Here is a 22,766-nt window from a genome sequence, read left to right as displayed (position 1 = left end):
ACCCCCGGCCGAAGACCGTAGTCGAGGTCTTCGAGCTGGAGGGTTTGGTTGATGAAGGTCGTTCTGCGCCGGTACGCCGCCGGAGCCGTTGCCACTGCTGCCCTGGCCGGGGTGGCCGCGTTCGCGCTGCCGGCCGGCACGGCGGACTGGACACCGGTCACCTACGGCCTGACCGAGAGCGCGGACCAGCTGGTGCCGGCCACGGTCACGCCGGAGAAGCCGGCCCGGGTGGTCAGCACCACGATCGACAAGAGCGGCCGGCCGGTCGTCCGGGTCGAGGAGGCCACGGACCAGGCCGCCGCCGCCGAGCTGGTGAAGAAGGCGCAGCGGGCGGAGAACGCGGTGGGCGTCGAGATCGACGCCAAGGTGGTGGCGCTGGACGCGCCCAGCGGCACCGACCTCTACCGCGGCCATCAGTGGGATCTCGCCAAGATGCGGGCCATCGAGGCGTGGCACGCCTCGACCGGCGCCGGGGTGACCGTCGCGGTGATCGACACCGGGGTGGACGCGACGAACGTCGACCTCGCCGGCAAGGTGCTCACCGGCTGGGACGCGACCACCGACCAGCCCGGCGGCGACGTCGACCGCCACGGGCACGGCACGCACGTGGCCGGCACCATCGGGGCGGTCACCGGCAACACCATCGGCGTCTCCGCGGTCGCGCCGGACACCAGGATCCTGCCGGTGCGGGTGCTCGGCGACGACGGCAGCGGCTACATGTCGGACACCGCCGAGGGCATCGTCTGGGCCGCCGACCACGGCGCTCAAGTGATCAACATGTCGCTCGGCGCGACCACCCAGGTGGGCGCGGTCAGCAACGCCGTGGCGTACGCCCGGGACAAGGGGGTCACCGTGGTGGCCGCGGCCGGCAACGAGCGGGGCGCCGGCAGCCCGGTCAGCTACCCGGCCGCCGACGCGGGGGTCGTCGCGGTCGCCGCCACCGACTCGTCGGACCAGGTGGCGAGCTACTCCAACGCCGGCGGGTACGTGGACGTGGCAGCGCCCGGGTCGGGCATCGTGAGCACCTACCCGTCCGCGCTGGGACGCAGCTACGCGTCGATGAGCGGCACGTCGATGGCGGCGCCGCACGTGGCCGCCCTGGCCGCGCTGCTCGAAGCGGCCCACCCGGGCCTGGGCCCGGACCGGATCGAGCAGGCCATCGAGACGTCCGCCGTCGACCTGGGCACGCCCGGGAAGGACGAGGACTACGGGTACGGGCGGGTCGACGCCGTGGCCGCCCTGGCCGCCGTGGCCTCGAGCGCGCCGACCACCGCCCCGTCGTCGCAGGCCCCTTCGCCGTCCGCCCCTTCGCCGTCCGCTTCCACCAGCCCGGTGGCCAAGGCCGTACCGGTCGTCGTGCCGGACGTGACCGCCGCGGACGTCGCCTACCACGGCACCACTGTCACCAGCTTCACGGTGACCGCCGGCGGCCGACCCTGGGCCGGCAGGAACGCCCAGCTCTGCGTCGCGGAGACGGACGCGTCGTTCCAGTGCCTGGACGTTGTCACCTCGGCCACCGGCGTGGTCAGCGCCAGCCGGATCGCCGTCGCCGGTTACCAGCTGGAGCTGCGGATCGCGGCGAGCGAGCAGAACGAGGCGGCGACCGGGACCGCGGCGTACACCGTGCGCAGCACCGTCAGGGCGATCCGCAGCGGCAGCCGCGCCATGACCGTCAGCATCGCGTCGCCGGCCGGGCTCGACGTCGAAGTACAGCAGCTCACCGGCGGGGTGTGGACCAAGGCGCAACAGTTCACCACCGGCGGGACCACCACCAGCATCACGGTGCACGGGCTGGCCGCCGGGGAACGGTACCGGGTGGTCGTCCCGGCGACGGCCACGGTTGCCGGCGCCACCAGCGGCGTCGTGATCGGCTAGGTTCCCGCCGCGCCGCTCACCGGGGCGACCGGGTGCTCCCGGTCGCCGCGGATCCGCTCGATCCCAGCGTCGCCCACTCGCGGGCGATCAGGTCCACGCTGTCGCCCGGATCCGGGGTGCCGCGCGTGGCGACCGCCATCGTCACCACGCTGCGCCGGTCCGAGGTGCGCCAGCAGAGCAGCAGATCGGGCCGGTACGCGGCCGGTTCGTCGGTGCTGAACCGGACCTCGCTCGTGCAGCGCACGCCGTTGCCCGCGGCGTTCCCCGGGTCGGCGGCGAGCAGCAGGTCGCCGCGGCCGGTGAGGTCGGCGCGGGCGCTGGACACCCGTACCGTCCCGTTGCGGACCGGCTCGACGCGGCGCGTGACCGGTACCGGGGCCTGTTGCTCCGGTGTCGCGGAGGTCCGCGCCGTCTCCGGCGGCGTCGTCGCGGGCCGCGCCGAGGGCGCGAGCCGCGTCGGAGCCGGCTCCGCCGGGGTGGGGGTGGGGGACCGCCTGGCCGCCTGCGCCGGGCGGGTGGTCCGGGACGCCCGCAGATCTCCCGGTACGGCGGAGAGCCCCGTCCCGTCCATGCGCGGCGTGGCCACCGTGGTCAGCGGGGCGAGGACGGCCGGCTCGGGCCGGGTCTCCTGACGGTCGTCCATCAGCACGGTGGTGAGCAGGTACCCACCGGCCAGCACCAGCACCGCGCCGGCGACGCCGAGCGCGGCCCGCTTGCGGCGGAGGCCGCGGCGCCGTGGCGCGGCAGCGGCCGCGGAGGTGTAGACGTTGCCCTCGGGCGTGCGGTCGGGTTGCTCTTCGTCGCTCATCTCGCCGGTCCTCCTCACACCTCTCTCATGTTTCCAAAGAGTTGGACAAACCGGGCGTTAATTCGCTGATAGCGGCGGGATCACCTCGCCGGTCCGTTGATCTGCCGCAGCCCGTCTGTCGCCTTGACGGCGTGGGTCTGCCCGGTTTCGCCGATGCCTTCGCGGGCTTGACGGCGTGGGCCTGCCCGTTTCGCGGTTTGCGTCTGTCGGCTTTCGGTCGGTGGCGTCACCCGGAGAGGGAGGGCACGTCCCGGACGGTTGACCTCGCTTACCCGCGCGCGCATCGTGTGGTGCACGGGCACGATGGCGGTCGGTCCCGGAGCCGTCCCGCCGTGCCCGCAGCCGGAGGGGGTGGCGTGGCCGAGCCAGAGGAGCACCTTCCCGCGCGCCCGTCGTGGAACTGCCGGGTCTGCGCCCAGCAGTGGCCCTGCGAGCCGGCTCGGGGCGTGCTGGAGAGTGGGCGGTCCCGGATGGAGCTGGCCGTGCTGATGTGGGACTACCTCGAAGAAGCCGCGAAGGACATGCCGCAGGCGGCGGCTACTGAGCTGTTCAACCGGTTCCTGCGCTGGACCCAGTGATTCCGGGCTGTTTTCCCCTTTCCTGCGCGAAAAGCGAATGATCCCCGCGTCCTCTGACTAGGGTGGTGATGACCTATTCGAGGAGATGAGGATGATTTTTCGCCGTATTTCCGTGGTGGTCGGCGCTGCTGGTCTTCTGGCCCTGCCCGCCACCGCCGCTCAAGCCGCTCCCGCCGCCCAAGGCACGTCTGCCGCTCCAGGCTCACCGGCCGCTCAAGGCACGCAGGCCGCTTCGGCGGTCCGCGTCGCGCAGGTGGCGTCCGAGCAGGACGTCTCGTTCCTGCAGGCGGTGCACCAGGACAACCTCGCCGAGGTCGGCGCGGGCCGGATCGCCTGGACCTCCACCGCCGACCCGAACGTGAAGCGGGTGGCCGCCGCCCTGATGCGCGACCACATCCGCCTGGACGCCGACCTCTACTCGGTCGCGCGGCGGCTGCGGGTCAGCTTGCCGGACACGCCGACGAGGGAACAGGAGGCTCTGGCCAACCGCTACCGGCTGGCCCCGGCGAACACCTTCGACGAGTACTTCATCTCCACGCAGCTGGCCGGCCACCGCGCGGACCTGCGGCTGATCGCGGCGCAGATCGAGACCGGCACGGACCGGTCGGTCGTCCAGCTCGCCGCGAAGGCGCGGACGGTCATCGAGCACCACAGGCAGCTGCTCCGCGATGCCGCCGAGGCCAGGGGCATGGCCGGTTACCTCGGTACCGGCGGCCGCAACGGCTGACCGGCGTCACCCGTCCCGGCCGGGACGGGTGACACGGCATTGCCGCTGGCCGTGTCGCCCGGCCGGGACGTGCCCCGGCATTGCTACCGTTCCTGATGGCCCCGACCCTGGTGGTGATCCGCGGCAACTCGGGCAGCGGCAAGACCACGACGGCCCGCGAAATCCGGCGTCGTTACGGCCGTGGCTGTGCCCTCATCGAGCAGGACCGCCTGCGCCGGATCATCCTGCGCGAGCACGACAGCGGCCCGGATCCGGTCGCTCCGCGCTTCATCACGACGATGGCCCGGACCGCGCTGGAGTCCGGCTACCACGTGATCCTGGAAGGCATCCTCCGGACCGGCCGTTACGGCGACTCGGTGCGCGATCTGATCGCCGTCCACCCCGGACCGGCGGCGGTCTACTACCTGGACGTGTCGTTCGACGAGACCGTCCGCCGCCACCTGCGCCGGGCCGAGCCGATCCCGGTCACCCCGGAGCAGATGCGGGGCTGGTACCAGCCGCTGGACGTCCTCGGAGTTCCCGGCGAGCGGGTCGTTCCGGAGGAGTCGTCGTTCGAGGGGACCGTGGATCTGATCCTGCACAGGAGCGGCCTCGCCACCGCCGCGGCCCGCACCTCGTGCCCGGCCCGCTGCCCCCGCTGCGCCGCCGAGGCCAGCTCCACCGCTTCGGCCTGACGCCCGCACCCGCTGCGCGCCGCTCACCGCCCCGTCCCGCACTACCGCGCAGCGTCGGGCGCCCACCTCACGCCGCGCCTGCCGCCGAGGCCTCAGCTGACGGTCCCGGAGGCCTTCCGATCGGCGAAGCGCTCCGCGAACGCCATCAGATCCCGCCGCTCGATCGCCGCCGCCATCAGGTCCGGGAACGCGTCCGGCGTACAGGCGAAGGCCGGCACCCCGAGCGCCGCCAGCGCCGCCGCGTTCTCGTGGTCGTAGGCAGGCGCCCCGTCGTCGGACAGCGCCAGCAGCACCACCACCCGCACCCCGGCCGCGGTCATCTCGGCCACCCGGCGCAGCATCTCCTCCCGCACGCCGCCCTCGTACAGATCGCTGACCAGCACGAAGATGCTGTCCCGCGGGCGCGTGATCAGCTGCTGGCCGTAGCCGAGAGCGCGGTTGATGTCCGTCCCGCCGCCCAGCTGCGTCCCGAAGAGCACCTCCACCGGGTCGCTGAGCCGCTCGGTCAGGTCCACCACCGCGGTGTCGAAGACGACAAGCGACGTCCGCAGCCACCGCATCGACGCCAGCACCGCGGCGAACACCCCGGAGAAGACCACCGACGACGCCATCGAGCCGGACTGGTCCACGCAGAGGATCACGTCGCGCTGTACCGCGCTGGTCCGCCGGCCGTACCCGACCAGCCGCTCGGGGATCACCGTCCGGTGCTCGGGCTGGTAGTGCCTCAGGTTCGCCCGGACGGTCCGGTCCCAGTCGATGTCGGCGTGCCGGGGCCGGTTGATGCGCGCCGCCCGGTTCAGCGCCCCGGACACCGCGGCCCGGGTCTGCTGCGCGATCCGCCGTTCAAGCTGCTCGACCACCGTGCGCACGACCTGCCGGGCGGCCTCCTTGGTGGCCTCGGGCATCACCCGGTTCAGCGAGAGCAGCGTGCCGGCCAGGTGCACGTCGGGCTCCACCGCGGCGAGCATCTCCGGCTCCAGCAGCAGCCGGGTCAGGTCGAGCCGGTCGATCGCGTCGGCCTGCATCACCTGCACGACGGTGCTCGGAAAGTATTCCCGGATGTCCCCGAGCCACCGCGCCACCCTCGGTGCCGACCCGCCCAACCCGGCCGACCGCTTCGGCGTCGGCTCGTCGGCGTCACCACCCGCGTCGTAGAGCGCGGCGAGCGCGGCGTCCATCGCCTCGTCCCGCCCCTCGGCCCTGCCCAGCGACTCCTCGGCGGCCCCGCCGAGCACGAGCCGCCACCGCCGCCGCCGCTCCGGCGCCGCCGCGCCGGACTCAGTCGTCCGCTTTCCCGGCACCGCCTCGCCGGCCTCAGCCATCCGCTCTCCCGGCGCCGGGCCGCCCACCGCGCTTCCGGCGGCGACCTTCCTTGCCCTGAACAGCGTCATCCGTCCCGCCAACCCGGTCGCCCCCTCTCGTCCGAGTACCTGTCGAACCCTGCCCGCCGGCACGCCCGCTCGAACCCCGTCCGCCGGCACGCCCGCGGGCGGCGTTGCCGCCGTCACCGCCGGGCGCGCTGCCCGCGGGGTGCGAGAACAGCCCGTCCGCCGCGGCCGGAACCGGAGCCGCCTCACTGACGGGCTCCTCCGCCGGGTGCGAGAACCGCACCACCGCCGGCTGGCCCGGCACGTCACTCGACGACGGCGGTTCTGCGGAATGTGAGAAAAGTGCGGAATCGTTCATGCGTCCTCCCGGATCCGGATCTCGCGCCCCAGCAGGGCGCTCAGCACGGGCAGCACCGAAACCGCCCGCTCGTGGTCGACCGTGCCGGCGCCGCTCTGCGCCGCACCCGGCCGCGGCCCGGCCACCCGCTCGCCGATGGCCCGCCGCTCACCCGCGTCGAAGGTCCCGAACGTCCTTCGTAGCAGCGGCAGAACGTCGTCGAACGCCGCGGCCGGCACGTCCGCCAGCCACTCGTCGACCAGCGCGAGCAGCGCGTCGTCGTGCACCAGCAGCAGTCCGCCACCGGCGAGGAACCCCTCCACCCAGGCGGCCGCGTGCGCCGGCGGGGTACCCACGGTCAACGGCAACCGTAGCCGACGGCGCACCTCGGCCGCGTCCAGCCGCCCCGCGTCCAGCAGCAGACGGGTCAGCCGCCCGGCCGGCAACCCGTGCAGATCCGGTCGCCGCGCCAGCGACTCGATGGTGACCAGCCACAATTCCCGCAGCTTTGGATCGGCGAGCAGACCGGTCGCCTGGTGCACGCCGTCCACCCCGTCGCGCAGCCGCTTGGCGGCGTCGTCGGAGAGCGAGCCGGCCGCCGACGGCAGGCCGGCGCAGATCCGCTTGAGCAGGCTCGCGGTCACCGTGGCGAGACCTGCCAGGTCGGTGCGCCGGACGTCCCCGTACCGCAGGGTCCGCGCCAGCGCCGGCAGCGCCGCCATCAGGTGATGGACGTCCGCGTCCAGCGCCGCCCTGGTGTCCAGGGCGGCGAGCACCTCCGGATACGCCTCCGGCAGGTCCGCCAGCAGGCAGGTCTCCAGCAGCGTCGTGACCTCGGCCAGGACCCGCGCCGTGCGGGCCCGCCGGACCACCCGCGCGGTCGCCGCGCCGGCCACCGTGGTGCCCCACATGCTGCCCTCGACCAGCCGGACCGCGAATTCCGGCTGCCACCGCAGCGTCCACTCCTCGCGGAAGGTCCCCGTCCCGCGCCGCCCCGCCGCAGGCTCGCCCCACGGCACGTCCAGCGTCCGCAGTTGATGCAGCAGCCGGCTGCGCCGCAGGTCGTTGTCCTTGCGCAGGTCGAGATCCAGCCTCCGCCCGGTGGCCTCGGGCTTGAGCCGCACCGTGCGCTGCCGCGCGGCCAGATCCCGGGCCAGCGGAACCGCGGGCATCTCGTCCGGAACCGCGCCGAGCCGCTCGCCGACCACCAGCCGCCGGTTGATCAGCGCGGTCCGTAGCGGCTCCCCGTCGCACATCACCGCCTCGGCCGCCTCGGTCACCTCGGCGAGCCCGGCCAGTGGCCGCCCTCGCAGCGTCGCGAGCGCCTCGGCCAGCCGGGTCGCCTCGATCACGTGCGCCGACGACGTGGGCACCCCCTCGGCCCGCAGCACCCCGGCCGCGTCCACCAGCCACCGCGGCACCACCGAGTCGGTGCTGGTGAACAGGTGGTGGTACCACCCCGGGGAGCTCACCCCGGCTCCGTAACCCGACCACGAGGCCAGCCGCCCATACGTCCAGGGAACCCAGGTGAACACCACCTTGCCCTTGCGGCGGCCCTTGAGCAGGGCGGTGTCGTCCCTGACCGGGACCTTACGGGTCAGCGCCGGCACGTGCCAGGCGCCGCAGACCACCGCGATGTTCTCGTGCCTGCGCCGGACCTCGCGCAGCACCGACCGCATGTAGGCCTCGCGCAGCAGATCGTCCGGCTCCTCGGGCGCGCCTTCCCGGATCGCCGTCATCGCCTCCGCGATGGCGTCGAACACCGGCACCCCGCGATGCTCGACGACATCCTCCCACCAGCGCTCGGGATCGTCGTATCCCGCGGCGGTGGCCAGCTCGCCGATCGGGTCCACCGGCCGATGCCGGCCGGCATCGGCGTCGCTGGTCCCGACGGGCGGCCCGCTCCCGCTCTCCACCGTTTCCTCAGGTACGGCGCCGGCCCCCGGCCCGGTCGAGTCAAGCGCCCCGTCGGGTACGCCCGGGGCCGCCCGCCCACCCGGGCCGGACCCGCCCACCCGGAACGCGTAGGGAAGGTCGAAGAACCGGACCGGAACCTCGTTGGCCACCGCCCACCGGATCGCCTGCCACTCCGGTGAGAAGACCGCGAACGGCCAGAACGCTGCCCGCCCCGGATCTTCCGCCGCATAGCCCAGCAGCGCGACCGGCGGCTCCAACCCGCTGCCGGCCACCCAGCGCACCAGCTCGTCGGCCTCCGGCGGCCCCTCCACCAGCAGCACGTCGGGCTGCTGGGCGGCCAGCTCCCGCACCACCGCCCGGGCCGACCCGGGCCCGTGATGCCGGACCCCGTAGAACCTCTCAGACATCGCGTGCCGCCCGGTAGAAGTCCAGCCAGCCGGGGCGCTCGCGGACGACGGTCTCCAGGTACTCCCGCCAGACGACGGCGTCGGAGACCGGATCCTTGATCACCGCGCCCACGATGCCGGCCGCCACGTCGCCCGGGTGCAGCGTGCCGTCGCCGAAGTGCGCGGCCAGCGCCATCCCGTTGGTGATCACCGAGATCGCCTCGGCGGCCGACAGCGTCCCGGTCGGGGACTTCAGCCTGGTCCGCCCGTCCTCGGTGATCCCGCTGCGCAGCTCGCGGAAGATGGTGACCACCCGCCGGATCTCCTCCAGCGCGGCCGGCACCTCCGGCAGCTCCAGCGACCGGCCGAGCTGCGCCACCCGCCGGGCCACGATCTCCACCTCGTCCTCCGCGCTGGCGGGGACCGGCAGCACCACCGTGTTGAACCGTCGCCGCAGCGCGCTGGACAGCTCGTTCACCCCGCGGTCGCGGTCGTTGGCGGTGGCGATCAGGTTGAAGCCGCGCTCCGCCTGGACCTCGGTGTTCAGCTCCGGGACCGGCAGCGTCTTCTCGGACAGGATCGTGATCAGCGCGTCCTGCACGTCGGACGGGACCCGGGTCAGCTCCTCCAGCCGGGCGATCGACCCGGTCCGCATCGCCCGCATGATCGGGCTGGGCACCAGCGCCGCGTCGGTCGGCCCCTCGGCGAGCAGGCGGGCGTAGTTCCACCCGTACCGGATCGCCTCCTCGGCCGTCCCGGCGGTGCCCTGCACCAGCAGTGTGGAGTCGCCGGAGACGGCCGCCGCCAGATGCTCGGAGACCCAGGTCTTGGCCGTGCCGGGGACACCGAGCAGCAGCAGGGCCCGATCGGTGGCCAGCGTCGAGACGGCCACCTCGATCAGGCGCCGCGGCCCGACGTATTTCGGCGTGACCTTCGCCCCGTCGCCCAGCAGATAGGTCACCACGGCCTGCGGCGACAGCCGCCACCCGGGCGGACGCGGGCGGTCGTCGGCGGCTGCCAGCTGCGCCAGCTCGTCGGCGAACTGGTCCTCGGCGTGCGGTCGCAGAGCGGTCACGCGAACAACTCCTGAATCTCCAGGGCCCATGGCTCGCACGCCGCGGACCTGCCCGGTAGATGCCTCGAACGGCAAACTATCGCCGGGGTACGACATTTCCCGCCCCCCGCCCCCGGCGCCGTCATCGGGACGCCTCCGGGGTGCGGAGCTCGCCGATCATCTCCTCGCGGAACACCAGAGCGCGGGCCAGATCGGCGACCGGCCGGACCCGGCTCGGATCGACCTCCGGCTGCAGCGTGGCGGCGAGCCGGCCGGTGAGATCGGCATACTCCGGCGGCATGGCCGGCGCGGCCGTCCGGCACAGCTCGCCCAGCTGCCAGGTGTGCCGATCGGTGCGCGCCCGGCGCGCGATCGTCTCCAGCACGGTGACGCTCAGCCGCTCCGGCCACGGCCCCGGATGCAGCGCGAGCAGCCGGTGCGCCGATCCGTCCTCGGTCCGCAACGCCTCGGCGGCCAGCCGGGCCAGCTCCCGCGGCGGCAGCACCAGGTGCAGGTCCCAGCGGACCGCCTCGCGCAGCACACCCCGGTCGGCGCCGAGCAACGCGGTCGCCCACCGCACGTCGCGCTGCGTGACGGCGGCCTTGGCCCATCCGTGCACCAGCGGCGTGGCCCAGTCGTTCCCCCTGGCGAGCGCGAGATAACCGGTCGGCTCCAGCTCGGTCCACGAGTCCAGCGGGGTCCCGGCGAGGACCTCCTCCAGCAGCCACGCCCCGGCTCCGGCGCCGTGTGCCGGGCCGGCGCCCACCCCGTCCCGCCGCAGCGCCGCGTCCAGCTCTCCGGGCGGCCGGACGGCGAGCCGCACCGGATCGCCGAGCACCAGCCGCACCGCGGCGTGCGCGCGCTGCCGCATCCGCTGCCCGAGCGCGGCCCCGGGAAGGTGCCGGAGCAGCTCGGCCGCGATCTGCCGGACCTCCCTCCGCCGGTCGTCCAGCGCCCGCTCCAGCAGCTGTTCGTCGCCGGGGGAGAGCCCGTCGGCGAACGTCTGCAGGAACCGGGCGCGCTGCTCCGCGGGATCGGTTTCCCAGGTGCTCGCCACCAGCTCGCGGGCCCGAGCCGGGTCGGCGCGCCGCAGCGCCGCCAGGTGCCCGAGCCGTTCCGTGCCGCTCGCGGTGGCCCAGTCGGCCACCGCGACCGGCGTGACCTCGTCGAGCAGCCATCCCCAGTCGGCCCGCTGCGCGGCCAGCCAGCCGCCGCGCCGCCCGGCGACGCGCGCCACCGGCCCGCGGACCGTGGTGTTGCGCCGGGCCGCGTCCAGCAGGGCCGGCAGCAGCACCGGCGGCGCCACGCCACCGCGCGCGGCCGCCGCGGCCAGCCACTGCGCCAGCAGCTCCGGTTCGAGGTGGGCGCCTCCGGGCGCGCTCCCACTCAGGATGCGCCCCAGCCGCACGCCGGCCGCGACCGGCAGCGGCGGGTCGTTCTCCGCGGGCGCCGCCGGGACCGGCGCCTTCGCCGTCTCGGGCAGGACTCCCGCCCGCCGGGCGATCAGGGCGACCGCTGCCGCGTCCAGCAGGTCCGCCGCCGCGGACCGGGGAGAAGCCTGCTCCGGGCCGGTGGGCGCCGAGGCGGCGAACCCCGCGGCGGCGCCGTCACCCCGGTCCAGGTCGATCCGGGCCGGCCCGACCCGAACCGGACGACCGGACCACGGCCGCCGAGCCGTCCCCACCAGCGCCGCCGCCAGCACCTCCGGCGGCAGTTCGGCCGCCCGCGGCGCCCCGGTCTCCGGCGCCGCCGCCCCGGCCGGCACGAACTCCCCGTCCACCCACGCCGCCAGCGGTCGCAGCCCGCCGGACGACCACTCGGCCGCCACCGGAGCCGGCCGCCCACCCGCCGCGGCGAGCAGCCACCACGGCTCCCGGAACCCGGCGGCCAGCGGCAACGCGTCCCCCGCCGGGTCCACGAGGAAGCCGTCCGGGCTGGGTGTGACATCGGCGAGGAGCATCGGACCGTCGTACCGGAAAGGGTCGGCGGCCAGGAGCACGGACCACCGGGAGAGCGTCGCCCGCACCGAGCCGGCCCCGTCCGGCGAGCCGAACGGCTCGGCCGCGCTGTCGCGTGCGGCGACCAGCGCGCGCAGCGGCGCCGCGCCCGGGTAGAAGCACAGGTCGCCACGGAACTCCGTGCCCGGCACCAGGTCGGCGGCCAGCGGCTGCCCGGGCGCCGCGAACGACAGCACCAGCGCGAACCGGGACGTCGACGAGCCGTGCAACCAGGTCCGCCGGGTGGTCAGCGTGCCGTCGTCGCTGTCGGACTGCCCCAGCACCTGCCAGCGGTCGGCGACCCGCGACCCGGCCAGCACCTCCTCGGCCGGGGTGCGGAAGCCGAGGCCGGCGCGGACGGTCGCGGCCGTCGCCGGGTCGAGCGTGTCGAGCCGGTCGTACGCGGTGGCCAGCAGGTGCAGCACGGCAAGCTCGCCGAGCAGCCGGTCGGCCCACTGCGGGCCGATGCCGGCGATCGCACCGAGCCGCCGGACCGCGCTCGCGGCGCCCGGCGCCTGCGCGTCCACCAGGCGGGCGGCCAGCGGCTCGAACGCCTGGCGACCGCGCCGCCCCAGGTCCGCGAGACCCTGCTCGACCTGGTCGTCGAGCCACCGGCGCAGCTCGGTCACGCCACCGGCCACCCGCTCGGCCCGCTCCCGGGCGCGTCTCGCCGCGGCGACCGGATCGGGCGTGGACTCGGCCCGTCGCCGGGCCCGGGCCACCCGCGCGGCCCGCCACCCGGTGACCCACTCGGGCGCCGGCTCGTCCCCGGTGCCGGTCTCGGCCCAGCGCAGCACCAGGCCGACCGCGTGCTTGCAGGGCGCCTGGAAACTGGGACAGGAACACGTGAACGCGGGCCCGGCCAGGTCGGCCGCCACCCGGTGACCCCGGCACAGCCCCCAGAGGATGTCGTCGAGCCGGCCGGTGGCGGTGAACTGCCCGGCCACGCCCCGGGCACGCCGGAGAGCGCCGGGGTCGGGAGCGAGCGACTCGGCCTGGCTGACGGACCATCGTTGCGCGGGCACGTGACGACCCTAGGCCGGGGGTACGACGAAAAGCGGCGCCCTGTGGACAACCGCTCGCTGCGGACGACGGGCCGGGGCTATACCGGACCCGGGGGAGTGCCGTCGCCGAACGGGCGGCCGCCCAGCGCCTCGCGGCCGTGCGGGGTCAGCCAGTTCGTGACGTCCGGCCCGGCCGGGACGACGCCCGTCGGATTGATGTCGCGGTGCACCACGTAGTAGTGCTCCTTGATCTGGCCGAAGTCGATGGTGTCCCCGAAGCCCGGCGTCTGGAACAGGTCCCTGGCGTACGCCCAGAGCACCGGCATCTCGCTCAGCTTGGACCGGTTGCACTTGAAGTGCCCGTGGTACACCGCGTCGAAGCGGGCCAGGGTGGTGAACAGCCGGACGTCCGCCTCGGTGATCGTGTCACCGACCAGGTACCGCTGCCCCTCCAGGCGGGTGGAGAGCTGGTCCAGGCGGTCGAACAACTGGTGGTACGCCTTCTCGTAGGCCTCCTGCGAGGTCGCGAAGCCGGCCCGGTACACGCCGTTGTTCACGTCCCGGAAGACTGCCGCGTTCACCTCGTCGATCTCCGCGCGCAGCGCCGCCGGGTACAGCTGCGGGGCGCCGGGGCGGTGGAAGGCCCGCCACTCCACCGACAGGTCGATGGTGATCTGCGCGAAGTCGTTGGTGACCACCTCGCCGGACCCGACGTCGACGATCGCCGGGACCGTGACGCCCTTGTCGTACCCCGGAACTCGTCTGAGGAACGCCTCCTGCAACCGTTCGATGCCGAGCACCGGGTCGCGCCCGCCCGGATCCAGATCGAAGGTCCAGCTCCGCTCGTCGTGCGTCGGGCCGGCGACGCCCATCGACAGCACGTCCTCCAGTCCGAGCAGGCGCCGCACGATGATCGCGCGGTTCGCCCACGGGCAGGCCCGGCTCACCACCAGGCGGTACCGGCCCGGCTCGACCGGGTACCCGTCCCGGCCGTCGGCGGTGATCCGGGTGGTGAGGTAGTGCTGGTCGCGGGTGTACTCGCCGGAGCTCATACCGACCATCCTGCAACGCCCGCCCGGATCCCGCCGCCGGGACCGCGGCCGCCGGTCCGCCGCGTCGGCGTTCCCGCAGCTCGGCCGGTCGGGGGACGGCCTGCGGGCCGGCTGGCGCCGGGCCGGGGCGGTCGCCTAATTTTCTTCTCATGTACGCCGTACTCGACCTGCAGACCACCGGCGCCAGGACCAGCTGGCACGACCGCATCGTGGAGATCGCGGTGGTGCGCCTGGACAGCGCGGGCCGGGTCCGGGACGAGTGGTGCACGCTCGTCAACCCGGACCGTGACCTGGGCCCGCAGGAGTTGCACGGGATCACCGGCGCCGAGGCCCGCCGCGCTCCGGTCTTCGCCGAGCTGGCCGGGCAGGTCGCCGAGCGGCTGGCCGGGCATCTGGTGGTGGCGCACAACCTGCTCTTCGACGCGGGGTTCCTGGCGGCCGAGTTCGGTAAGCTGGGCGTGACGGTCCCGGTCGACGACGACCGGGGGCTGTGCACGATGCGTCTGGCCGGGCATTTCCTGCCGGCCGCGTCGCGCAGCCTGGCGGCGTGCCGCGCGGCCGCCGGTCTCGGCCCCCACCGGGAGTACTCCGCGCTGCACGGCGCCCGGGCCGCCGGTGAGCTGCTCGCCTACTACCTGGGCCGGGCAGGCGACCCGCCGCCGTGGGCCGAGCTGATCGACGAGGCGCGGCAGGCGCTGTGGCCGCGGCTGCCGGTCAGCCCGGTGGCGCCGGTCCCGCGCCGCCGTCCCGAGGAGCGCGAGCCGCACTTCCTCACCCGTCTGGTCGACCGCCTGCCGCGGCAGCTGAACCCGAAGGCCGACGCGTACCTGGCCCTGCTCGACGGCGTCCTGCTGGACCGGCACATCTCCGCGAGCGAGGCCGACCAGTTGGTCAACGCGGCGGGCAGAATCGGTCTTTCCCGCGCCGACGCCGAGTTCCTGCACCACCGTTACCTCTCCGGCCTGGCCGCTGTCGCCCTGGCCGACCAGATCCTGACCCGGGCCGAGCGCCTGGATCTGGACGGCGTCGCCGAGTTGCTCGGCCTCACCCCGGCCGACGTCGACCGCGCTCTGGACGAGGCCACCGCCAAGCCGGCCGCGCAGCCCGTCCAGTGGCAGCTCAGCCCGGGGGACCAGGTGGTCTTCACCGGGAACCTGCACCCGCCGCGGGAGCATCTCGAGGTGGACGCGCTGACCCACGGCCTGCGCACGGCCCGCAAGGTGACCAAGCAGACCCGCCTGCTGGTCGCGGCCGATCCGGACTCGCTGTCCGGCGTGGCCAAGCTGGCCCGCCAGTACGGGATCCCGATCGTCACGGCGGCGGCCTACAAGGCCATGCTGGAAGCGCTGCTCCAGGCCGCGCACTGATTTCTCCGGTACGCCGCGGGCCCGCGGCAACTTCCGGTTGCGGCCGCGCCGCCGGCTTCCGGCTGGCGCGCAGGGGTCTCCCAAGGGCCCCGGACAGGCCCTCACGACCAGCCGGAACCTGGCGGCGATGCGGGTGCGGGGTGGCGGGGTGGCCGCCCGCGCAGCGGGCGGCCACCGGGAATCCGCAGGTGGGGCGAGGCATCCCCCCGTGTGCGACGCCTCGCCCGGCTCAGGAACCGGGCGACTCACGGCCGGCGACGACCCGGACCGGCCACCGGGCCGGGCCAGCACGAGACGAGGTCCGCACTGACCAAGAAGCGACTGGACCGGGGCCCGCGCCGGGATCGCCGCCCTTTATAGCACGGACGGAGAGCGCTTTCCGTCAATCCGCGAAGGAACCCCTGAGGCCTTCCCGGCGCCCGTGCCGGCGGGCCTTACCTGACTCGAACACCGCCCGGACGGCGGCGACGGCATGATGTGATCCGTGACCGACACATCCAAGGGGCTCGTGCTCGTCGTCGAGGACGAGCGTCCGATCGCCGACCTGGTCCGGCTCTACCTGAGCCGGGAGGGGTTCGGCGTGCACGTCGAGCACGACGGCCCGGCCGGTCTGGCCGCGGCCCGCCGGCTGCGCCCGGTGGCCGGCATCCTGGACATCGCGCTGCCCGGCCTGGACGGCACCGAGATCTGCCGCCGGATGCGCGCCGACGGCGACTGGACGCCGGTGATCTTCCTGACCGCGCGGGACGACGAGGTGGACCGGATCCTCGGCCTGGAGCTGGGCGGCGACGACTACGTGACGAAACCGTTCAGCCCGCGCGAGCTGGTCACCCGGGTCAAGGCCCTGCTGCGCCGGGCCGCGGGCCCACCGGAGACCGATGGGGTACGGACTCTCGGCCCGCTCACCCTCGACCGGAGCCGGCGCGCCGCGCACCTGGGCGCGACGCCACTGGTCCTCACCGCAACCGAGTTCGACCTGCTCGCCCACCTCCTCGGCCGCCCGGGCCGGGTCTTCACCCGCGAGGAGCTGCTCGCCGCGGTCTGGGGTTACGCCTCGCACGCCGGCACCCGCACCGTTGACGTCCACGTGGCCCAGGTCCGGGCGAAGCTGGGCGGCGCGGCCGGCCTGATCCGGACCGTCCGGGGCGTCGGGTACACCGCCGATGCGTGACTTCCTCGGTACGCTCACCGGCCGCGCCGTCCTGGTCACCGCCGCCACCGCGGTGGTCTCGGTGATCGTCACGGCGCTGGTCGCCGTCCCGGTCGCGGTCCGCTCGGTGCACGCCCAGGTGCGCGCGGAGCTGGTGGAGAAGAGCGCGCTCGCGGTCGAGCTGCTCGCCGACGAGCGCCCGGCCGCCCGGGAGAAGATCGCCAAGCGGCTGCGCCGGGACGACATCGAGATCTACCTGATCCGGCGCGGCGTGCCGGACAAGCCGGGCCTGCCACCGCGGGTGATCGCCCAGCTGGCCGGCGGCGGCCTGGTGGATCTCCGGGACCGGGTCGGCGGGCGCGCCTCGTTCATCGCCGGCCGCCCGCTGTCCGGCATCGATGCCGGCGTGGTGCTGACCCGCCCGGCCTCCTCCGGCCTGGCGTGGCAGGTGCTCGGCGGCGTCTGGTGGGCGCTGCTGGCCGGCTTGCTCGGCGGGACCCTGGCCGGCGCGCTGCTGGCCCGCTTCGTCACCCGGCCGATCGAGCTGGCCGCCGCGGCGGCCGGTCGGCTCGCCGCCGGCGACCGGTCGGTGCGGATCGCCAGGCACGGCCCGGCCGAGGCCGTCCGCCTCGCCGAGGCGGTGAATCAGCTGGCCGCGGCGTTGCGGACGAGTGAGGGCCGGGAGCGCGACTTCCTGTTGTCGGTCTCCCACGAGCTGCGTACGCCGTTGTCCACCATCCGTGGCTACGCGGAGGCGCTGGCCGACGGCGTGGTCGCGGCGGACGGCGCGGCGCAGGCCGGGGCCACCGTGCTCGCCGAGGCCGACCGGCTGGACCGGCTCATCTCCGACCTGCTCGTGCTGTCCCGCCTGGAGGCCGCCGACCTGCCCCTGGACGTGGTCGCGGTGGATCTCGCCGAGCTGGTCCGGGAGGCCGGTCGCGCCTGGTCGGCCCGATGCGCGCCGGACGGGCCGAGCCTGTCGGTGGAGGTGCCGGACGAGCCGGTCATCGTGGCGACCGATCCCGGCCGGATCCGGCAGGTGCTCGACGGGCTCTGCGAGAACGCGCTGCGGGTGGTCCCGGCCGGCGCGCCACTGGTGCTCGCGGTACGGGCCGGGGAGTCGGGCGGGGTGCTCGAGGTGCGCGACGGCGGGCCCGGCTTCACCGACGAGGATCTGGCCGTGGCGTTCGAGCGGGGCGCGCTGAACCGCCGCTACCGGGGCATCCGCAAGGTCGGCAGCGGGCTCGGGCTGGCGCTGGCGGCGCGCCTGGTGACCCGGCTGGGCGGGCGGATCGAGGCCGGGCACGCCGCGGAGGGCGGGGCGATGTTCACCGTGGAGCTTCCTTACCGGACCCGAACAATCGGCTGACGTCCGCCGATCGCGGCGGGCGCATCGTCGTACCCATGAATCGAAACGGGAAAGCCATGATCCTGGCCGCGACCGCAACCCTCGCCCTGGCGGGATGCGGCGCGGCCGCGACACCCTCGGATGCCGGCGCCTGGGCGGAGTCGGTCGCGCTGGAGGAGGTCGGATTCACCACCGACGCGTCACCCAGCGCGGCGCCCCACGACGGCGTCCGCCCGCGCGTCGTGCGCAAGCTGCTGCGCCGCGACGCGCTGCACGGCGAGGTCACCGTCCAGGCCAAGGACGGTGTACGGATCGTCGTCGTGCAGCGCGGGAAGATCACCGCGGTCGATGGCACGAGCCTGACCGTGCGATCCACCGACGGTTTCGAGCTCACCTGGAGTTACGGCGATCCGCTGCGGATCGTGCGGGAGCGCAAGGTCGTGGACCGTGCCGCGCTGACGACCGGCGTCGAGGTCGGCATCGGCGGCGTGCGGAGCGGCTCGGCGACCTCGGCCCGGCTGATCCGGCTCGCGAAGTGACTACTGCAGGAAGCCGGCGAACGGCGAGAGCAGCAGTTTGCCCAGGCCGGTGGCGGTCCGGTCGAGCCGGCGGCGTTCCGCGTCGAGCGCGATCAGGTCGTGCCGGATGGCCCAGATCTTCTGCGCGTTGCGCCACGCGACGTTCCGCGTGTACTCCACCATCTCGCCCTGCCACCAGTCGTCCAGGTCGCCGTTCATCGTGTCGATGAGCAGCTGCCAACGGTCGAGGTAGCCGCGCCGCAGGCCGGGGATCTCCTCCGCGAAGATGTCGTTGACCTGCAGGTAGTCGTGGTGCTGGTCGCTGCCGTCGATCGGGTCGCTGCCCAGGTGGTCGAACGTGGTGACCAGCGCGAACGGCAGATCGAAGTTGATGTGCGCGTTGACGCCGGCGACGGCGGACGGCAGCGGGCGCGCGTCCGGTCCGGGGATGCGGTGGAACAGACCGGCCCAGACGCCGGGGCAGGCCGGGCTGCCCTCGGTCCAGTAGCGCAGGGCGTCGAAGTACCGGGCCGCGAACTCCACGTCGAGCCGGGACAGGAACGCCGGGTCCTTGAACTTGCCCGCGTACAGCCGGTCCAGGACGTTCTCGGTGATGGCGAGGTAGAGCTCGTTGAAATCGGCCAGCGGGTTGCCGCTCAGCAACGGCGGCACCTGGCAGAGCACGTCCTGCAGTCTGCTGAGCTGGGCCACGACGGCGGGCACGTCGTCCGGGTGTTCCCGCAGGATCACGGACATCTGAGCCTGCACTGGCCCCCAGATGGGCTGGGTCATCGGATCCTCCACGCGACTTGCTGATGTGCGGAGGGCCCCCAGCACCGCCCGGCGGCTCTGCGACCACCGGGCGGTGCTCCCCCGTGCCCACAGCCTTCCACCGGCAGCGGGCGAGGGGATCGGTAGAACGACGTATTCCGTGTACGTATGTCACGGCGAGATAACGATTGCCTGCTCAGGCCGCTGTCAAATAGACCCGACTGGCTTGTACGCGGGTACGCACCTGCAGTTTGTCGAAGATGTGCCCGAGGTGCACCCCGACCGTGCGTTCACTGATGAACAGCAACTCACCGATCTCCCGGTTCGTCAGGCCCTCGGCCACCGCGGCCAGCACCTCGCGCTCACGGCCGGTGAGAACCGCCAGCTCATCGCCGGAATCGGGCTCCGGCGGCGTCATCGGCACGGTGTCCGCGTCGTCCGCGAGGGCGACCCGGAAACGCTGCGCGACGCTCCTGATCTCGTTCGCCAGCGGGCGGGCGCCCATCGCCGTCGCGGTCAGATACGCCTGGCGCAGCCCGGCCACCGCCGCCGTGCGCCGGGCCCGCCGGCTCAGCGCCACCTCGGCGTGCCGCAGACGCGAGTAGGCGGCCGGATAGGGCTGCGCCCGACGGTCCCAGATGGCCGCCGCGCGGGCCCACGGCTCCGGATCCTGCCGGTCCTCGATCCGGCTCAGCTCGGCCGCGCACAGGTAGAAGTAGCCGTCGAGCACCGCCCTGACCTCGGGCGCGGCGTTGGACGCGCCGGTCTCCAGGCGGCCCACCACGGTCTTGAGCCGGCGCAGCGCGCCCGGGTCGACAGGCGCGCCGTCCGCGTGCGCCTCCGCCTCGGCCCGCAGCCCGTGCCAGGCCAGCACGCCGAGCAGCACCAGGTCGTCGGAGCGGGTCTCGGTCAGGCCACGCTGCACCGCGGCGCGGGCGTCGGCGTGCTCCTTCTGCCACATCGCCAGGCCGGAGCGCAGGGTGAGCATCGGCAGCACGTGCCGGGCCCCGCCGCCGGCCAGCAGCGTGGCCACCGCGTCCAGGTCGCGGCGGGCGTTGTCCAGCTCGCCGAAGCCCACCCAGAGCCGGCTGCGGGCGAGCAGCAGCTCCACCGCGTCGGCGCCGGACGGGCGGTGCCGCATCGCCTCCTCCAGCACCGAGTCCGCCTCGGCCCACTGGCCGATCCGGAACAGGCCGTTGCCGGCGATCGCCAGCAGCCGCGTCTGATAGGTGCGGCCGACCCCGAGCGAGGCGAGCCGGTCGGCGCCCCGGCGGGCCACCAGCACACCCTCCTCGATGCTGTTCAGCGGGCCGGTGAGCAGCTCGGCGAGATGCAGGTAGGCCACGCCCAGGTCGTCCGGGTGGCCGGAGCGCTCGGCGATCTCCACGGCGTGCCGGATGACCGCCAGGCCGGCGTCCGGATCCTCGCGGAAGGCGGCGCTGAAGCCCAGCGCGGCGCTGGCCCGGACCAGGTCGGCGGTCGAGCCGTCGATCGCGGCCAGCTCCAGCGCGTCCCGGGCGTGCTGGTTGGCGTCCGCGTACCGTCCGAGGTGCAGCAGCAGCTCGGCGAGGAACGCGGCGGCGGTGGCGCGCAGCCGGGGCGTGCAGTCGGAGGAGCGCAGGGCCAGTTCGTACTCCCGCTCGGCGGTCTCGGACCGGCCCGCCGCCGCGAGGTAGCGGGCCCGGCGCAGGTGCAGCTCGCATTCGGTGGGCGCGTCCGCGCGGCCGGCCAGCTCCTCCAGCCGGGCCAGCGCGAGCAGGTGCTCGCCGCACTGGTGCGCCGACTCGGCGGCGTGGCCGAGCAGCTCGGTGCGCTCGGCCGCGTCCTCGCCGGTCAGCCGCAGCGCCAGGGTCCAGTGCCGGTGTGCCTCGGCGAAGCCGTACAGACCTTCCGCGGAGCGGGCCGCGGCGACCACCGAGGGCAGCGCCCGGGCCGGCAGCCCGGCCCGCTGCCAGTGGTGGGCCAGCCGGGCGTGGTCGGCGTCGCCCGGGCAGGTCTCCAGCGCCTCCGCGTACCGCCGGTGCAGCGCGGCCGCCTCGGCCGGCAGCACCTCCTGCTCCAGCACCTCGGCGACCAGGCGGTGGCGCAGCCGGTAGCCCTCGCCGTCGCCGACCACGAAGCGGTAGGCCACCGCGGCGCGGACCGCCTCCAGCAGCTCGTCCTCGGCCAGGCGCACCACCCGGGCCAGCACCGCGTGCTCGACCGGCTCGACGCCCGCGGCCAGCGCGTTCACCACGGCGTGCGCGTTCGGCGGGAGCTCGTCGATGCGGGACAGGAAGATCTCGCGGAGCGTGTCGGACAGCTCCACCCGGCCGTCGCGCAGGTCCCTGGCGAGCTCCTCGACCACGAACGGGTTGCCGCCGCTGCGCTTGTAGACCCGCTCGGCGTCCTCCCCGGCCACCTCCCCGCCGGCGATCGCGGTGACCAGCTCGCGGGTCTGCTCCTGGTCCAGCGGGGCCAGGTCGACCACCCGCACCGAGCGCAGCCGGCGCAGCTCGGCCAGCACCCGGCGCAGCGGGTGGGTGCCGTGCAGGGCCTCGGCCCGGATCGCGGCGAGCACCGAGACCCGCACGTCGCCCAGACCGGCGAGCAGGTAGAGCAGCAGCTGGCGGGTGCTCCGGTCGGCCCACTGCAGATCGTCGAGGACGAGCAGCAGCCGCTGGTCGCCGGCGATCGCGCGCAGGTCCCGCGACACCCGGTCGAGCAGGGCGCCGGCGTCGTCGGCCACAGTGGCCGGCGCGCTGTCGTGCCGGCGCAGCGCCTGCAGCACCGGGTGCAGCGGCGAGGCGTCGCCGATGTCCAGACAGGTGCCGAAGAGCACCGCGAAACCCCCACCGCGCAACGCGTCGGCGGTCTCCCGCAGCAGCCGGCTCTTGCCGACACCGCTCTCCCCGGTCAGAAAGACCGCGGCCGTCCCGCCGGGACCGACATCGCCCAAGTAGGACTTGATGTCGGCCAGCGTGCCGGTGCGCCCGACAAGCGGCCCGTCGTCCCCCTGGCTGGCCATGTCCGGCAGCCTAATCCGAAAGCACCTACCACGTTGTCGTCAATTCGGACTGTTCTGCGTCACAAAAATGACGAGTGTCGATCAGCTCGGAGATACGTCGTTCTGCGGATCCGCGGGCCGGGCGCGGGCTGGCACCGTTCTCCCGGCCAAGGCAGTGCTCTGGGGGAGCGTGAGACATGACCGCCAGCACCATCGACGCCGTCGCGGAGCGGCGCCAGACCGTGACCGTGCTGTTCATCGACATCGTCGGCTTCACCGCGCTGGTGGACCGGCTCGACTGCGCGGAGGTCCGGGCACTCCAGCGGGACTACTTCTCGGCGGTGGCCGGGGTGGTCCGGGACGGCGGCGGCATCGTCGAGAAGTACGTCGGCGACGCGGTGATGGCGGTGTTCGGCGCCGGCGAGGACGGCTTCGAGCCGGAGGCGGCCGCCTCGGCCGTGCGCGCGGGCCTGTCGGTCCAGGAGGCGTTGAGGGGGCGTCTCCTGGCCGGCAGGCACCGGGTCCGGACCCGGGCCGGGCTGGCCACCGGCGAGGTCATCGTCGATCCGCTGGCGGCCTTCGACGGGGGCTACGGGATGATCAGCGGGGGCGTGGTGGCGACCGCGGCCCGGCTGCAGGCGTACGCGCCGCACGACACGGTGGTGGTCTGCTCGGCCACCCGGGAGGTCAGCGACGAGCTGATCGCCTACCAGGAGATGCCGCCGGTGTCGGTGCCGGGCAAGGTGTGCCCGCTGGACCTGTGGCGCGCGCTACAGCCGCAGTCCGCCCGCCTGATGGCGGTCAACTAGCGGAATTTTGTAACCTTTTTCCCGAATTTTCGACCTGACCTGCCGTCACCTGGCTCGCCAGGGACAGAAGTGTCGGACGC

The 22,766-nt window shown here is 74.4% G+C and carries 17 protein-coding genes; 9 read left to right on the top strand and 8 right to left on the bottom strand.

The genetic code is table 11. The annotated features are described in order from the left end of the window. Window positions 1-51 precede the first annotated feature (51 nt). A complete protein-coding gene (locus Asi03nite_RS05935; protein WP_203677376.1) occupies window positions 52-1,875 on the top strand; it encodes a S8 family serine peptidase in 1,824 nt (607 codons plus the stop codon). Between the two features lie 16 nt (window positions 1,876-1,891). Here the strand turns inward: Asi03nite_RS05935 and Asi03nite_RS05930 are convergent, their stop codons facing one another. Continuing rightward, window positions 1,892-2,683 (bottom strand): hypothetical protein, encoded by a 792-nt coding sequence (locus Asi03nite_RS05930; protein ID WP_203677375.1) that lies wholly within the window; start codon window positions 2,681-2,683, stop codon window positions 1,892-1,894. Window positions 2,684-3,039: 356 nt separating this feature from the next. Between Asi03nite_RS05930 and Asi03nite_RS05925 the strand changes: the two genes are divergently transcribed. From Asi03nite_RS05925 to Asi03nite_RS05915, 3 genes are all read left to right on the top strand, one after another. Next, complete coding sequence (locus tag Asi03nite_RS05925; protein WP_203677374.1) at window positions 3,040-3,261, top strand: hypothetical protein; 222 nt, start codon at window positions 3,040-3,042, stop codon at window positions 3,259-3,261. Between the two features lie 91 nt (window positions 3,262-3,352). Beyond that, window positions 3,353-3,988 carry a DUF4142 domain-containing protein gene (locus tag Asi03nite_RS05920; RefSeq protein WP_203677373.1) on the top strand — a complete coding sequence of 212 codons (636 nt, stop codon included), beginning with the start codon at window positions 3,353-3,355 and terminating at the stop codon, window positions 3,986-3,988. A 95-nt stretch (window positions 3,989-4,083) separates the two neighbouring features. Continuing rightward, window positions 4,084-4,662 (top strand): AAA family ATPase, encoded by a 579-nt coding sequence (locus tag Asi03nite_RS05915; protein ID WP_203677372.1) that lies wholly within the window; start codon window positions 4,084-4,086, stop codon window positions 4,660-4,662. Window positions 4,663-4,754: 92 nt separating this feature from the next. Here the strand turns inward: Asi03nite_RS05915 and Asi03nite_RS05910 are convergent, their stop codons facing one another. From Asi03nite_RS05910 to Asi03nite_RS05890, 5 genes are all read right to left on the bottom strand, one after another. Beyond that, window positions 4,755-5,984: a VWA domain-containing protein gene (locus Asi03nite_RS05910; protein WP_203677371.1), complete on the bottom strand. Its 1,230-nt coding sequence runs from the start codon at window positions 5,982-5,984 to the stop codon at window positions 4,755-4,757. Window positions 5,985-6,344: 360 nt separating this feature from the next. After that, on the bottom strand, window positions 6,345-8,651 hold the full coding sequence (locus tag Asi03nite_RS05905; protein WP_203677370.1) for a DUF5682 family protein: 2,307 nt from the start codon (window positions 8,649-8,651) through the stop codon (window positions 6,345-6,347). Next, window positions 8,644-9,705, bottom strand: coding sequence for an ATP-binding protein (locus tag Asi03nite_RS05900; protein WP_239102425.1), 1,062 nt, complete (start codon window positions 9,703-9,705; stop codon window positions 8,644-8,646). The genes Asi03nite_RS05905 and Asi03nite_RS05900 overlap by 8 nt, the downstream gene beginning before the upstream one ends. Window positions 9,706-9,826: 121 nt before the next feature. After that, the gene (locus Asi03nite_RS05895) at window positions 9,827-12,706 is read right to left on the bottom strand and encodes an SWIM zinc finger family protein (protein WP_203677368.1); all 2,880 of its coding nucleotides are present in this window, start codon (window positions 12,704-12,706) and stop codon (window positions 9,827-9,829) included. Window positions 12,707-12,783: 77 nt separating this feature from the next. Next, the gene (locus Asi03nite_RS05890; RefSeq protein ID WP_203677367.1) at window positions 12,784-13,746 is read right to left on the bottom strand and encodes a glutathione S-transferase family protein; all 963 of its coding nucleotides are present in this window, start codon (window positions 13,744-13,746) and stop codon (window positions 12,784-12,786) included. A 140-nt stretch (window positions 13,747-13,886) separates the two neighbouring features. On the opposite strand from Asi03nite_RS05890, the gene Asi03nite_RS05885 reads away from it, so the two are divergent. The 4 genes from Asi03nite_RS05885 to Asi03nite_RS05870 all read left to right on the top strand — a co-directional run bounded on the left by Asi03nite_RS05885 (window position 13,887) and on the right by Asi03nite_RS05870 (window position 18,141). Then, complete coding sequence (locus Asi03nite_RS05885; RefSeq protein WP_203677366.1) at window positions 13,887-15,104, top strand: exonuclease domain-containing protein; 1,218 nt, start codon at window positions 13,887-13,889, stop codon at window positions 15,102-15,104. A gap of 484 nt (window positions 15,105-15,588) precedes the next feature. Further along, window positions 15,589-16,275: a response regulator transcription factor gene (locus Asi03nite_RS05880; RefSeq protein WP_203677365.1), complete on the top strand. Its 687-nt coding sequence runs from the start codon at window positions 15,589-15,591 to the stop codon at window positions 16,273-16,275. Then, the gene (locus Asi03nite_RS05875) at window positions 16,268-17,623 is read left to right on the top strand and encodes a sensor histidine kinase (RefSeq protein WP_203677364.1); all 1,356 of its coding nucleotides are present in this window, start codon (window positions 16,268-16,270) and stop codon (window positions 17,621-17,623) included. The genes Asi03nite_RS05880 and Asi03nite_RS05875 overlap by 8 nt, the downstream gene beginning before the upstream one ends. Window positions 17,624-17,658: 35 nt before the next feature. Then, window positions 17,659-18,141 carry a hypothetical protein gene (locus tag Asi03nite_RS05870; protein WP_203677363.1) on the top strand — a complete coding sequence of 161 codons (483 nt, stop codon included), beginning with the start codon at window positions 17,659-17,661 and terminating at the stop codon, window positions 18,139-18,141. On the opposite strand, the gene Asi03nite_RS05865 is transcribed toward Asi03nite_RS05870, so the two are convergent. Then, window positions 18,142-18,912, bottom strand: a complete 771-nt coding sequence (locus Asi03nite_RS05865) for a DUF5995 family protein (RefSeq protein ID WP_203677362.1) — start codon at window positions 18,910-18,912, stop codon at window positions 18,142-18,144. Window positions 18,913-19,087: 175 nt separating this feature from the next. After that, window positions 19,088-21,898 carry a helix-turn-helix transcriptional regulator gene (locus tag Asi03nite_RS05860; protein ID WP_203677361.1) on the bottom strand — a complete coding sequence of 937 codons (2,811 nt, stop codon included), beginning with the start codon at window positions 21,896-21,898 and terminating at the stop codon, window positions 19,088-19,090. A 176-nt stretch (window positions 21,899-22,074) separates the two neighbouring features. Between Asi03nite_RS05860 and Asi03nite_RS05855 the strand changes: the two genes are divergently transcribed. Beyond that, window positions 22,075-22,686: an adenylate/guanylate cyclase domain-containing protein gene (locus tag Asi03nite_RS05855; RefSeq protein WP_203677360.1), complete on the top strand. Its 612-nt coding sequence runs from the start codon at window positions 22,075-22,077 to the stop codon at window positions 22,684-22,686. Window positions 22,687-22,766: the final 80 nt, after the last annotated feature.

Source organism: Actinoplanes siamensis, from assembly GCF_016862395.1.
In the GTDB taxonomy this organism is placed as follows: domain Bacteria; phylum Actinomycetota; class Actinomycetes; order Mycobacteriales; family Micromonosporaceae; genus Actinoplanes; species Actinoplanes siamensis.
Note: the sequence above shows the minus strand (reverse complement) of the source record. Positions and strands in the feature narration are given on the sequence as shown.

Coding starts and splice junctions, on each gene's coding strand:
- Asi03nite_RS05905 (WP_203677370.1), bottom strand. CDS start 8,651: ATGTCTGAGAGGTTCTACGGGGTCCGGCATCACGGGCCCGGGTCGGCC.
- Asi03nite_RS05930 (WP_203677375.1), bottom strand. CDS start 2,683: ATGAGCGACGAAGAGCAACCCGACCGCACGCCCGAGGGCAACGTCTAC.
- Asi03nite_RS05885 (WP_203677366.1), top strand. CDS start 13,887: ATGTACGCCGTACTCGACCTGCAGACCACCGGCGCCAGGACCAGCTGG.
- Asi03nite_RS05860 (WP_203677361.1), bottom strand. CDS start 21,898: ATGGCCAGCCAGGGGGACGACGGGCCGCTTGTCGGGCGCACCGGCACG.
- Asi03nite_RS05935 (WP_203677376.1), top strand. CDS start 52: ATGAAGGTCGTTCTGCGCCGGTACGCCGCCGGAGCCGTTGCCACTGCT.
- Asi03nite_RS05855 (WP_203677360.1), top strand. CDS start 22,075: ATGACCGCCAGCACCATCGACGCCGTCGCGGAGCGGCGCCAGACCGTG.
- Asi03nite_RS05920 (WP_203677373.1), top strand. CDS start 3,353: ATGATTTTTCGCCGTATTTCCGTGGTGGTCGGCGCTGCTGGTCTTCTG.
- Asi03nite_RS05910 (WP_203677371.1), bottom strand. CDS start 5,984: ATGGCTGAGGCCGGCGAGGCGGTGCCGGGAAAGCGGACGACTGAGTCC.
- Asi03nite_RS05915 (WP_203677372.1), top strand. CDS start 4,084: ATGGCCCCGACCCTGGTGGTGATCCGCGGCAACTCGGGCAGCGGCAAG.
- Asi03nite_RS05875 (WP_203677364.1), top strand. CDS start 16,268: ATGCGTGACTTCCTCGGTACGCTCACCGGCCGCGCCGTCCTGGTCACC.
- Asi03nite_RS05890 (WP_203677367.1), bottom strand. CDS start 13,746: ATGGTCGGTATGAGCTCCGGCGAGTACACCCGCGACCAGCACTACCTC.
- Asi03nite_RS05870 (WP_203677363.1), top strand. CDS start 17,659: ATGAATCGAAACGGGAAAGCCATGATCCTGGCCGCGACCGCAACCCTC.
- Asi03nite_RS05865 (WP_203677362.1), bottom strand. CDS start 18,912: ATGACCCAGCCCATCTGGGGGCCAGTGCAGGCTCAGATGTCCGTGATC.